The following is an 11,735-nucleotide window of genomic DNA, read 5'->3' as shown; positions in this document are numbered from 1 at the left end:
GGTCGCAGGTTCGAATCCTGTCTCCCCGACCACTCACGTGGTCGCATTGAAGCCTGGTGAAGTCATCCAGGCTTTTTTGTTCCCTGAGGTGGCACTGCTTCGGCAGTGTGAAGAAAACAGCATTCACCCCTTGCCGCCATCGGGGTGAATCGCTAGAATAGGCGGCTCCCTTCGGGGTGTAGCTCAGTCTGGTAGAGCGCTACGTTCGGGACGTAGAGGTCGCAGGTTCGAATCCTGTCTCCCCGACCACTTCGGTGGTCACCAAGAAGCCTGGAAGACATCACTGTCCTCCGGGTTTTTTTGTACCCGGCGCCAGGCCGCCCGCATGACGGGACCTTGCCGGAGCGCACACGTACAATGGCCGCGCTGCCGGCCCACCTGCAGCCACCACTCCCCCACCTGCCGCTTCGGCGTAGACCGATGCCGGCGCTGCATGCCATTGCCGCGGCGTGCGACACCTGCAAGGACCACCGATGAGTTCCTCCACTTCCGATTCGCCGTCGCTGCTGCACGGGCGCGTGCTGGCTTTCGCCGCCATCCTGCTGGCAGCGATCAACCTGCGCACCGCAGTAACGTCGATCACGCCCCTGCTGGACGTGCTCGGCCAGCAGTTCGGCTTCGGTACCACCATGACCGGCGTACTGGGCATGCTGCCGACCGCCTCGTTCGCGCTGTTCGGCGTGGCCACGCCGGCACTGGCGCGGCGCCTGGGCCTGGAACGCACTACGCTGCTGGCAATGCTGATGGCGATGGCCGGCCTGCTGCTGCGCTCCAGCGCCGGCAACGTCGGCACGCTGCTGCTGGGCTCGGTAATCGCGCTGGCCGGCATGGGCATCGGCAACGTGGTGGTGCCGCCGCTGGTGAAGCGTTACTTCGCCAACAAGGTCGGCACCATGAGCACGCTCTACATCAGCGTGCTGCAGCTGGGCACGATGCTGCCGGCGCTACTGGCAGTACCGGTGGCCAACGCTGCAGGCTGGCGCGTGTCGCTGGGCATGTGGGCGCTGCTTGCACTGGCCGCCGCGCTGCCGTGGCTGGTGCTGGCCAGGCGCGCACCGAAACCGCTGGCCGATGCCGCCGATCTCACCGCGCAGCCGCACGGAAAGGTCTGGCGCACGTCGCTGGGCTGGAGCATGACGCTGATGTTCGGCATGACCTCACTGATGACCTATTCGATGTTCACCTGGCTGCCGCGCATCGTGGTCGAGGCCGGTGGCACGCCTGCATTCGGTGGCGTGATGGTAGCGGTGTTCTCGGCACTGGGCCTGCTGCCGTCACTGGTCATTCCATCGATGGCGGTACGCATGCAGAACCCGTTCCCGCTGGTGCTGATCGGCTTCTTCTCGTTCGTGATCGCCTTCACCGGGCTGCTGCTGGCGCCGATGAAGGCTCCCCTGCTGTGGGCCTGCCTGCTCGGCGTCGGCCCGTCCACCTTCCCGCTGGCGCTGACCCTGATCAACCTGCGCACCCGCACCCCGACCGGCTCGGCCGCGCTGTCGGGCTTCATGCAGGGCGTGGGCTACAGCTTCAGCTGCCTGGGCCCGTTCCTGGTCGGCTGGCTGCATACCGTCAGCAATGGCTGGACGCTCCCGTTCGGCTTCCTGTTCGGCTGCGCCACCCTGATGCTGTGCGCCTCGTGGGTCGCCTGCAAGCCCCGCAAGCTGGAAGATCTCTGGTAGCCCGGCCGGGGCCGCCAGACGGCCCCGCCTACCGCTCGTCAGACACCGGGGAAATTTTGACGCCGGACTGACAATTGCGGGCGGATAGTGCCCACGAATGCCCTTCCTTGCCGCGTGCCGGCATCGGGCATGGGGGCGGCGGCGCCGCCCAGGCCACCACTCGGTGCGCGGGGGACTCTCGTTTCAGACAAGACATTGCAGGTCGCTGTCCGGGTTGTATCCGTCTTCGCTGGGCGGGAATGCACGAAGGGAGTGACGCGGGCCACGGCCACGCCAAGCACTGGCATGTGATTTGCGTCACATTTTCACAGGTTGTCTGGTTCGGAAGCCAAGGGGGTCCCCAATGGTTGTCCACCGCCGGCTCGCGCTCTGCGTCGGCCTCGCATGTACCGCTCTGGCCTGGGCCAGCAGCGCGGCTCCGTCCGACCGCGACGCGGCCCTGGCCGAGATCGGCCGCTACCGCGACCAGGCCCGCTGGCTGGATGCGCTCGGCGCAATCGAGCGCGCCAACCAGCAGCAGCCCAACGACGATCTGCTGTTCAAGCTGCGCGTGCTGACCCTGGGCGACATCGGCAATGCCTGGCGCGCCTGGGAGCTGTACCAGCAGCGGCCGCAGCTGTTCGACGACGCCCAGAAGCAGCGCCTGGAAGGCGACTACCTGGCCAAACTCGTGGTCTGGAGCCTGGCCTACAGCAGCAGCGAGGACAGCCGCCTGGAAGAAGCCGAATCGACCCTGGCGCGCATGCAGCGCTACATCGGCGGCGAAGGCACCCCGCCCTCGCAGGCGCCACTGCGCATCCGCATGGACCGGCTGATCCTGCTCAACCGGCTGGGCCGCCATGCGCAGGTCCGCGAGGAAGCACGAGCCCTGCAGGCCGAAGGCCACACCCTGCCCGACTACGTGCTGCCTGCCGTGGGCGATTCGTTGATGGGCACCCTGCACCCGGAAGAAGCCATTCCCGTACTGCAGGCAGCCGTCGCTGGCGATCCGGCGCGCGACGCCTCACATTCGGAACTGGCCTACGCCTACCTGGAAAGCGAGCAGCAGGAAAAAGCGATCGACCTGCTGCAGGCATGGCGCGACAAGGAGCCGGCGTGGCGCTGGAGCAATGGCAAATCACCGTACGCGAACTGGTCACGCTACGAGGCCGATCTCAACCTGGCAATGGTGCGCGCTTACAGCGGCGACCTGGTCACCGCGCAGCACGACCTGGAGTCGATGGTGGACATCGCACCCGGCAACGGGGGCCTGCAGAGTGCGCTGGGCAGCGTCTACATGATGCGCGGCTGGCCACGCAGGGCGCTGCAGCGGCAGCAGATGGCACACGCGCTGGACCCGCGTGACATCGAACCGCGACTGGGCATGGAAGAGGCCTACGTCGCCTTGCAGCGCGACGACCTGGCGCGGCCGCTGCACGATGACCTGGTCGCACGCTATCCCACCCAACCGGCTGTCGAACGCATGGACCAGGCCTGGCGTGCGCATCGCGGCTGGCAGCTGAAGGCATGGACCGACATCGGCCGCAGCTCCGGTGGCGGTGGTACCTCGCCACTGGGCAACAACGATCGCCACTATGGTGTGGAAGTGGAGACACCGATCCTTGATGACCGCTGGCGTTTGTTCGCCCTGGCCGACCGGCGCTCGACCGATTTCCAGGACCAGCGCATCGATCCCCTGTGGCTGGGTGCGGGCGTGCGCTACCGCTTCGGGCAGCTGGATGCGGAAGCGGCCGTCCTGCGCGCCAACGACCACATCAGCGATACCGGCCTGCGGGTCGGCGTCGGCTGGCAGTTCAACGATTACTGGCACGCCGGCCTGGTGGCCGCGCGCAATGATCCAGATGCCTCGATGCAGGCACGCGCGGCCGGCATCACCGCCGACAGCGTGAGCGCACAGGTGGACTACCGGCGCAGTGAGCTCACCCATTGGATGCTCGGTGCCAGCCGCTTCCGCTACGACGACGGCAACCATCGCGAACTGTTCAGCACCAGCATTGAACAGCGCCTGTTGACCCGCCCGCGCTGGCTGCTCGATGGCCTGGCCAGTGCCTATACCAGCCGCGGCAGCCGCGACGACGCGCCCTACTTCAATCCGAAGCGCGACCGCATGGTCGAGATCGGCCTGCGCATCGACCAGCAGCTGTGGCGTCACTACGAGCGCCACTTCCGGCACCGGCTGACCGTCTCGCTGGGTGACTACTGGCAGGACGGTTTCGGCAGTGCGCTGGTGCCGACGGTGTCCTACATGCACGAGTGGCAGCTGGGCCCGGGCCGCGTGCTCGAATACGGCGTGCGCTGGTCGCGGCCGGTCTACGACGGCCACCGCGAGCGTCATATCGGCTTCGAAGCCGCACTGCGCTGGGGAGACTGACATGGCCTGCTTCCTGCGACTGATCGTGCTCCTGCTGCTGGCCGCCATGCCGCCGGCGTTCGCGCAGCAGGCCGCGCATCTCGATGCGATCGACAATGGCCTGCTGATCCTCAGCTACCACGACATCCGCGACCAGGTCGCGGCCAAGGGCGATGCCGATACCTATGCGGTGAGCACGCAGAACTTCGCCGCACACCTGGACTGGCTCGGCGCGCATGGCTACCACCCGGTCTCGCTGTCGCAGGTGATCGATGCCTCGCAGGGGCGGGCCACGCTGCCGCCCAAGCCTGTGCTGCTGACCTTCGATGACGGCCTGCGCAGCGTCTACGACAAGGCCTTCCCATTGCTGCAGGCCTACCACTATCCGGCACTGGTGGCGGTAATCACCGACTACGTGGACATGGCTCCGGGACGCACCATCGACTACGGGTACCGGCCGTTCGGCCGCGATGACTTCGTCACCTGGGCGCAGCTGAAGCAGATGCACGACAGCGGCCTGATCGAAGTGGCCAGCCACACCGACGACCTGCACCACGGCGTGCTCGCCAATCCACAGGGCAATTCCACGCCCGCCGTGGTCACCCGCATCTACAGCCCGGCCACGCACAGCTACGAGACTGAAGCGCAGTATGAGCAGCGCCTGCGCACCGACCTCGCGCGCAGCGTGCAGCGCATCGAGCAGCACCTGGGCGTGCGCCCGCGCGCCATCGTCTGGCCGTACGCGGCCTACAACCAGTTGAGCAACGACATCGCCGAACAGCTGGGCATGCCGGTGTCCTTCGATCTGGAGGGCCGCAGCACGCCGGTGGCCAGCGACCTGCATGGCCTGGCGCGCTTCCTGGTCAGCGACAACCCGACCGTGGAAGGCCTGGCCTACGAGCTGCGCCGCGATGTCGCGCTCGATGGCATCCGTGCCCTGCAGATCGACCTGGATGATGTCTACGACGCTGACCCGGCGCAGCAGGCACGCAACCTCGATGCGCTGGTCGAACGGGTCAAGCGCATCGCGCCGACGCACGTCTACCTGCAGGCGTTCGCCGATCCGGACGGCAACAACACGGCCGATGCGCTGTACTTCCCCAACCGTCACATGCCGATGCGGGCGGACCTGTTCAGCCGCGTCGCCTGGCAACTGAAATCCCGCGCCGGCGTGAAGGTCTACGCATGGCTGCCGGTGCTTGGCTTCGAGCTGCCCGACCCGGCGCAGCGCAAGGCGCTGGCGATCCGCAACGGCGATGCCGACGGCATGTACCGGCTCGACTTCACCAAGCCGAAGGCCCGCCAGATCATGCTCGACATCTACGAGGATCTGGCGGTCAATTCCTACTTTGAAGGCCTGCTGTTCCATGACGACGGCTACCTGCGCGACACCGAGCTGCCGGCACTGGCAGCCGGCGGCGATGGCAGTGCGCGCACGCAGGCGCTGATCAGCTTCACCCTGGCGCTGCGCGACAGCGCGCAACGCTGGCGCCCGAAACTGGCCACCGTGCGCAACCTGTACGCTGAGCCGGTACTCCGCCCGCAGAGCGAGGCCTGGTTCGCGCAGCGCCTGGACCTGTTCAACAAGGCCTATGACCAGACCGCGCTGATGGCGATGCCGTGGATGGAAGGCAGCAAGCACCCCGAGCGCTGGCTGGACCAGCTGCTGGCCGCAGTACGCACACACGACCCGCAGCTGCAGCACACCCTGTTCGAGCTGCAGACCGTCGATTGGCGCAACGGGCAACCGATTCCCGCCGAGCGCCTGCGCGCACAGATCCGCCAGTTGCAGGCACAGGGCGTGCACCACTTCGCCTGGTACCCGGACGACTTCATCGCCGACCAGCCCTCCACCCGCGATGCCCGCGCGGCGATGTCCGCCGGCACCTTCCCGTACCCGGAGAAGTGACATGGACATGCATCCGCTGCTGCAGGTCCTGTTCCAGTTCGCTTTCTACTACCCGATGGTGATGGCGTTCTTCTGGATGTCCGGCGGCCTCTACTACTACTACCGGCGCGAACGCCACTCGCGCCCGCGCAACGACCCTCCATTGATGGTCGATCCCCCCTTCGCGAGCCTGCTGGTGCCCTGCCACAACGAGGCAGAGAATCTGGATGACACACTCACTGCGGCGCTGGCCCAGCGTTACCCCGCCGACTACGAAGTGATCGCCATCGATGATGGCAGCAGCGATGACACCGGCGCGCGGCTGGATGTGCTGGCGGCAAGGCACCCGCGGCTGCGCGTATTGCACCTGGATCGTAACCTGGGCAAGGCCAATGCGCTGCGCATGGGCGCACTGGCCGCTCGCTCGGAGTACCTGGTGTGCATCGACGGCGATGCAATGCTGGAGGAACATGCGCTGCACTGGATGATCTGGCACCTGGTCAGCGGCAACCGGGTCGGTGCGGTCACCGGCAACCCGCGCATCCGCAACCGCTCCACCCTGCTCGGACGCCTGCAGGTGGCCGAGTTTTCCTCGATCATCGGCATGATCAAGCGCGCGCAGCGCGTATACGGGCGCATCTTCACCCTCTCCGGGGTGATCGCCGGCTTCCGCCGTACCGCCCTGCATCAGGTCGGCTGGTGGTCGGATGACATGGTGACCGAGGACATCGACATCAGCTGGCGCCTGCAGCGCGCGCACTGGGACATCCGCTACGAACCCAATGCGCTGTGCTTCATCCTGATGCCGGAGACCCTCAAGGGCCTGTGGCGGCAGCGCCTTCGCTGGGCCCAGGGCGGCGTGGAGGTGATGCTGCGCCACGCGCGCTCGCTGCTGCACTGGAAAGAGCGGCGCATGTGGGGCGTGCTGCTGGAGTACGTGCTGAGCGTGATCTGGGCCTACACCATGTTGTTCATCGTGCTGCTGTGGGCACTGGGCAAGTTCGTCGAGCTGCCGCCGCAGCTGCATATCGCCAGCCTGCTGCCGCAGTGGCATGGCGTGATCCTGGCGCTGGTCTGCCTGCTGCAGTTCGCCAGCAGCCTGATCATCGACCGGCGTTACGAAACACAGATTGGACGCAACTATTTCTGGGTCATCTGGTACCCGATGGCGTACTGGCTGATCAGCCTTTCCACCACCCTGGTGGCGTTGCCGAAGACACTGCTGCGCCGTCGCAGCAAGCGCGCCACCTGGACCAGCCCTGACCGGGGGATCCGATGAACGCGCAACGCCCGTCCAACCGCTTCGATTCACGGATGATCCGCAAGCCACACCGCCAGCCGCGCTTCCAGCGCACCGCCTGGGGATTCGTCACGCTGGCGTTCTGGGGCTTCTACTTCTACCTGTGGGCGCCCCTGGTGACCCTGTTCTCGTGGTTGGTTGGCGGCCAGCTGGCCTGGCAGCAGCTGTACGAACGGCAAAGCCAGTTCGATCCCTACGTGCTGGTGGCATTGCCGCTGATGCTGCTGGGCGCCAGCGTGCTGCTGATCGGCTGGGCCGAGTACAACCGCGCCCGCTTCCGTGGCCGCGAACGCCGCCTGCCGCGGCCACTGGCCAGCCTCAACGAAGTGGCCGCCGATCTGGGTGCCAGCACGGGGCTGGCCGAACGCCTGATGGGCTGCAAGGCCGCCACGTTGCACATGGATGATCACGCACGCCCGGTCGGCATCCGCCGCGAGGTGGTGTAACTCGATTGCCCTGGGTGCCGACCGTGGTCGGCACCGGGGTCTACCGCGAAGAGCATCCACGCATGGCGTGGATCTACTTGCGCGTCTGCCCTTCGCCACGCACCACGAAACGTTCGACGGTGAGCGCTTCCAGACCCATCGGGCCATAGGCATGCAGGCGCGTGGTGGAAATGCCGATTTCGCTGCCCAGGCCCAGCTGGCCACCATCGGAGAAGCGCGATGAGGCATTGACCATCACCACCGCCGAGCGCAGCGCAGTGACGAAGCGCTCGGCATGGTCGGCGTCTGCGGTCGCGATCACTTCGGTGTGGTCGGAGGTATAGCGGCGGATGTGCGCGATGGCCGCATCGAGGTCGTCCACCACGCGCACGGCCAGCACAAGGTCGAGGAACTCGGCGGCGTAGTCCTCCTCGGTCGCCGCCGTGCTGCCCGGCAGCAGCGGCTGCGCCTGCGCATCGGCGCGCAGCTGAACGCCACGCTGGCCAAGCGCCTGCGCCACGCGCGGCAGGAAGGAATCGGCTACGTCACGGTGTACCAGCAGTGTCTCCAGAGAATTGCAGGCGGCTGGCCGGCTGCACTTGCCATCCACCAGCAGGTCGATGGCCTTGCCCAGGTCGGCGCTGGCATCCACGAACAGATGACAGACACCCTTGTAGTGCTTGATCACCGGTACCCGCGCATGCTCGGCAACGAAACGGATCAGGCCTTCGCCACCGCGCGGAATCGCCAGGTCGATCAGCTCATGCAGCTGCAGCAGTTCCAGCATCGCCTCGCGGCGCAGGTCGGTCAGCACGGTCACGGCGGCCGGCGGCACGCCATTGGCCTTCAATGCACCGGCGAGTGCCTGCGCGATCGCGGTGTTGGAGTGAATTGCCTCGGAACCACCGCGCAGGATCACGCCGTTACCCGCCTTCAGGCACAGCGCCGCGGCTTCGGCGGTCACGTTCGGGCGCGCCTCGTAGATCATCGCGATCACGCCCAGCGGCACGCGCACCTTCTGCACGCGGATGCCATTCGGGCGCACGTCATCGCGGGTGACCTCGCCGACAGGATCTGGCAATCCGGCCACTTCGCGCACGGCTTCGGCCATCGCGAACAGGCGCGGCGGGTCCAGTGCCAGACGATCGAGCATGGCGCTGCCCACGCCCTTCTCGCGCGCGGCGGCGAGGTCACGTGCATTGCCGGCCAGGATCAGTCCGGCATTCACTTCCAGCGCCTGCGCCATCGCCAGCAGCAGCGTGCGTCGTGCCGCGCCGTCGAGGCCGGCAACGATCTGCGCCGCATCACGGCAGGCACGCGCCTGCGCTTCGATCTCGCTCATCGGTGTGTCCTTCAATCCGGTCATGGCAGCACCAGGTCGTCGCGATGGACGACGCTGCCGCCATAGTTGTAGCCGAGCACGGCCTGGATGTCGCGCGAATGGTGGCCGGCAATCCGGCGTACGTCGTCGGCAGCATACTGGCTGACGCCACGGGCCACGCAGACTCGGCCCTGCGGCGCGTTCCAGCACACCTGTACCATATCGCCGCGGCGGAACACGCCCTCTGCACCGGTGATGCCACCGGGCAGCAGCGAGGCGCCCTTCTCGCGCATCGCCTGTGCCGCACCGGCATCGATGACGATCACACCCTCGGCCAGCGGTGCATGCCGCAGCCAGTGCTTGCGGGCGGCCTCGCGGCTGCGTGCGGCATGGATTCGGGTGCCGAACAGGCGGTCCTGCGCCAGCGCACGCACCACGTCACCGCTGCGGCCATTGAACAGATAGGTTTCGATGCCCAGGCGTCCGGCCTTCGCCGCCGCCTCCAGCTTGGTGCGCATGCCGCCGGTACCGGCGCGCGAGCCGGCGCCGCCCGCCATCGCCAGCACCTCGTCACCCAGTTCCGGCACGTCGTGCAACGGCCGCGCATCGGCCACGGTGCGCGGGTCGGCGCTGTACAGGCCATCGATGTCGGTGGCGATGAACAGCGCATCGGCGTCGACCAGCGCCGCCACGGTGGCAGCCAGGTTGTCGTTGTCGCCGAGCTTGAGCTCATCCACCGACACGGTGTCGTTCTCGTTGACCACCGGCAACGCGCCCAGGCGCAATAGTTCACTCAACGTGGCGCGTGCATTGAGGTAGCGGCGGCGGTTGCGCAGGTCGTCATGGGTCAGCAGCACCTGCGCCACCGGGCGCTCGAAGAAGCGCTGCCAGAGCCCGATCAGCTGGGCCTGGCCAAGCGCCGCCAGGGCCTGCCGCGCCGCCATCGCTGCGCCCGGTTCATCGGCGCGCGGCAGGATCGCGCGCCCGGCAGCGACCGCGCCGGAGGAGACGATCACCACCTCGCGCCCGCCCAGGAGATTGGCCGAGACGAACTGGGCCAGGCCCAGCGCGTGGCGTGGCGACAGGCCGCCGCCATCGGCTGCCAGCAGGCTGCTGCCGACCTTGAGCACCGCACGCCGCCACGGCGGCAGCACCTGTTCGGGGAACGGCGAGGCGACATGGGCAGCGTGCTGGATCATCGGTCAGGCTCTCAGCGGGTGTTCCATTCGTGCACGGTCAGGTCGGAGGCCTGCATCGTCACCAGTGGATCGGTGGCGACGATGGCCCGCGCCTGCGCCAGGCTGTCCACGTTGCACAGCACGTAGGCGCCACCGCTGCCATCGGCGAAGCCACCGGTCAGCTGCAGCTTGCCCTGCGCCTGCAACGCATCGAGGAAATCGCGGTGCGGCTGCACCGCTGCATCGTTGAAGTCCGGCCGGCGCATCGCCAGGACCAGGTAGACAGTGCCCGCCATCAGGACAGCGCCTGCCAGCGCGCGCGCAGTTCGTCCAGGCGCAGGTCAGCGGCCGCGCCCGGCGATACACGCGCGGCCAGGCTGCCTTCCGGCGTGCGTCCCTGCCCTGCACTGTCGGCACCGGCCGCAGCGGCCTTGTAGGCCTCGCGGAACGGTACGCCAGCCACGGCCGCCTCCACGGCGACGTCGGTGGCATACATGCCCGAATCAATCGCCGCGCGCAGCCTGTCCTCACGCCATTCCAGATTGGCCAGCAGCGCCGGCAGCAGTTCCAGCGCGGCCAGGCCACGGCCGAAGCCGTGGAAGATGGCACCCTTGGACGACTGCAGGTCGCGATGGTAGCCAGACGGCAGCGACAGCAGCTGCTCGATCTCGGTTCGCGCAGCGGCGACGCTGGCGTGGGTGGCGCGCATCAGCTCGATCACATCCGGATTGCGCTTGTTGGGCATGATCGAACTGCCGGTGGTGTACTGCGCCGGCAGCGCGACGAAGCCGAACTCGGCGCTGGTGAACAGTGACAGGTCCCACGCAATGCGGCGCAGGTCCAGCGTGGCGCCACCGAGCGCTTCCAGTGCAGCCAGCTCGAACTTGCCACGCGACAGCTGCGCGTAGATCGGCGAGATCTGCATGCGCGCGAAGCCCAGCGCGGCGGTGGTGTGCTTGCGGTCCAGCGGCAGGTTCACGCCGTAGCCGGCAGCGGTGCCGAGCGGATTGGCATCGACCAGTGCATGGGTGTCACGGGCGCGGATGGCGTTGTCGATGAAGGCCTCGGCCCAGCCCGCCCACCACATTCCGGCCGAGGACACCACGGCACGCTGGATGTGGGTGTAGCCGGGAATCGGCAGATCCTTCTCAGCCTGCGCGCGGTCCAGCGCGACCTTGGCCACGTCGGCGCTGAGCTGGGCCACGCGCAGCAGCTTCTCCTTCAGCCACAGGCGCGTGGCGACCAGGATCTGGTCATTGCGGCTGCGGCCGGTGTGGATCTTGCGACCCGCATCACCAAGGCGTTCGGTCAGGCGCGCTTCGATCGCCGAGTGGCCATCCTCGTACTGCGTATCCAGCACGAAGCGGCCTTCGCGGAAGTCCTGCGCCAGGATCTCCAGTTCGCGCAGAAGTCCGGCAAGCTCATCGGCACTGAGGATGCCGATGTGCTGCAGGCCCTGCGCATGCGCGGCGCTGGCAGCGATGTCATGCAGGAAGAACTCGCGGTCGAGGATCACGTCGTCGCCGGCGAGGAAGGTCTGGATCTGGGCGTCGACGGCGACGCCGGGCTTCTGCCAAAGAAGGTCTGCCATGGG

The 11,735-nt window shown here is 67.4% G+C and carries 9 protein-coding genes and 2 tRNA genes (1 of these 11 running past the window's edge); 7 read left to right on the top strand and 4 right to left on the bottom strand.

The genetic code is table 11. The features are described 5' to 3' along the window. From HMPREF3114_RS07420 to pgaD, 7 genes are all read left to right on the top strand, one after another. A tRNA-Ser gene (locus HMPREF3114_RS07420) sits at positions 1-32 on the top strand (it extends 50 nt beyond the left edge of the window). A 140-nt stretch (positions 33-172) separates the two neighbouring features. Continuing rightward, positions 173-249, top strand: a tRNA-Pro gene (locus tag HMPREF3114_RS07415). 224 nt (positions 250-473) lie between these two features. Continuing rightward, the gene (locus HMPREF3114_RS07410; protein ID WP_053499958.1) at positions 474-1,679 is read left to right on the top strand and encodes a CynX/NimT family MFS transporter; all 1,206 of its coding nucleotides are present in this window, start codon (positions 474-476) and stop codon (positions 1,677-1,679) included. A 343-nt stretch (positions 1,680-2,022) separates the two neighbouring features. Continuing rightward, the gene (gene pgaA / locus HMPREF3114_RS07405; protein WP_053499960.1) at positions 2,023-4,050 is read left to right on the top strand and encodes a poly-beta-1,6 N-acetyl-D-glucosamine export porin PgaA; all 2,028 of its coding nucleotides are present in this window, start codon (positions 2,023-2,025) and stop codon (positions 4,048-4,050) included. 1 nt (position 4,051) lies between these two features. Next, positions 4,052-5,938, top strand: a complete 1,887-nt coding sequence (gene pgaB, locus HMPREF3114_RS07400) for a poly-beta-1,6-N-acetyl-D-glucosamine N-deacetylase PgaB (protein ID WP_053499962.1) — start codon at positions 4,052-4,054, stop codon at positions 5,936-5,938. 1 nt (position 5,939) lies between these two features. Continuing rightward, positions 5,940-7,196, top strand: a complete 1,257-nt coding sequence (gene pgaC / locus HMPREF3114_RS07395) for a poly-beta-1,6-N-acetyl-D-glucosamine synthase (protein ID WP_053499964.1) — start codon at positions 5,940-5,942, stop codon at positions 7,194-7,196. Beyond that, positions 7,193-7,663 (top strand): poly-beta-1,6-N-acetyl-D-glucosamine biosynthesis protein PgaD, encoded by a 471-nt coding sequence (gene pgaD / locus HMPREF3114_RS07390; protein ID WP_053499966.1) that lies wholly within the window; start codon positions 7,193-7,195, stop codon positions 7,661-7,663. Before pgaC ends, pgaD begins: the two co-directional genes overlap by 4 nt. Before the next feature lie 73 nt (positions 7,664-7,736). Here pgaD and HMPREF3114_RS07385 read toward each other — a convergent pair whose 3' ends face one another. Genes HMPREF3114_RS07385 through argH form a run of 4 tightly spaced genes read right to left on the bottom strand, consistent with a single transcriptional unit; the run spans position 7,737 to position 11,732 of the window. Next, positions 7,737-9,008: a glutamate-5-semialdehyde dehydrogenase gene (locus HMPREF3114_RS07385; protein WP_070489496.1), complete on the bottom strand. Its 1,272-nt coding sequence runs from the start codon at positions 9,006-9,008 to the stop codon at positions 7,737-7,739. Then, positions 9,005-10,162: a glutamate 5-kinase gene (gene proB, locus HMPREF3114_RS07380; RefSeq protein WP_053499970.1), complete on the bottom strand. Its 1,158-nt coding sequence runs from the start codon at positions 10,160-10,162 to the stop codon at positions 9,005-9,007. Before proB ends, HMPREF3114_RS07385 begins: the two co-directional genes overlap by 4 nt. A gap of 11 nt (positions 10,163-10,173) precedes the next feature. Then, positions 10,174-10,437, bottom strand: coding sequence for a YciI family protein (locus HMPREF3114_RS07375; RefSeq protein ID WP_005417692.1), 264 nt, complete (start codon positions 10,435-10,437; stop codon positions 10,174-10,176). Further along, on the bottom strand, positions 10,437-11,732 hold the full coding sequence (gene argH, locus HMPREF3114_RS07370; protein ID WP_053499972.1) for an argininosuccinate lyase: 1,296 nt from the start codon (positions 11,730-11,732) through the stop codon (positions 10,437-10,439). Before argH ends, HMPREF3114_RS07375 begins: the two co-directional genes overlap by 1 nt. Between the last annotated feature and the right edge of the window lie 3 nt (positions 11,733-11,735).

This window comes from Stenotrophomonas sp. HMSC10F07 (assembly GCF_001807895.1).
Taxonomy (GTDB): Bacteria; Pseudomonadota; Gammaproteobacteria; order Xanthomonadales; family Xanthomonadaceae; genus Stenotrophomonas; species Stenotrophomonas sepilia.
Note: the sequence above shows the minus strand (reverse complement) of the source record. Positions and strands in the feature narration are given on the sequence as shown.

Excerpts from the sequence above, each read along its gene's own strand:
- HMPREF3114_RS07410 (WP_053499958.1), top strand. The coding sequence starts at position 474 with ATGAGTTCCTCCACTTCCGATTCGCCGTCGCTGCTGCACGGGCGCGTG.
- pgaA (WP_053499960.1), top strand. The coding sequence starts at position 2,023 with ATGGTTGTCCACCGCCGGCTCGCGCTCTGCGTCGGCCTCGCATGTACC.
- pgaB (WP_053499962.1), top strand. The coding sequence starts at position 4,052 with ATGGCCTGCTTCCTGCGACTGATCGTGCTCCTGCTGCTGGCCGCCATG.
- pgaC (WP_053499964.1), top strand. The coding sequence starts at position 5,940 with ATGGACATGCATCCGCTGCTGCAGGTCCTGTTCCAGTTCGCTTTCTAC.
- pgaD (WP_053499966.1), top strand. The coding sequence starts at position 7,193 with ATGAACGCGCAACGCCCGTCCAACCGCTTCGATTCACGGATGATCCGC.
- HMPREF3114_RS07385 (WP_070489496.1), bottom strand. The coding sequence starts at position 9,008 with ATGACCGGATTGAAGGACACACCGATGAGCGAGATCGAAGCGCAGGCG.
- proB (WP_053499970.1), bottom strand. The coding sequence starts at position 10,162 with ATGATCCAGCACGCTGCCCATGTCGCCTCGCCGTTCCCCGAACAGGTG.
- HMPREF3114_RS07375 (WP_005417692.1), bottom strand. The coding sequence starts at position 10,437 with ATGGCGGGCACTGTCTACCTGGTCCTGGCGATGCGCCGGCCGGACTTC.
- argH (WP_053499972.1), bottom strand. The coding sequence starts at position 11,732 with ATGGCAGACCTTCTTTGGCAGAAGCCCGGCGTCGCCGTCGACGCCCAG.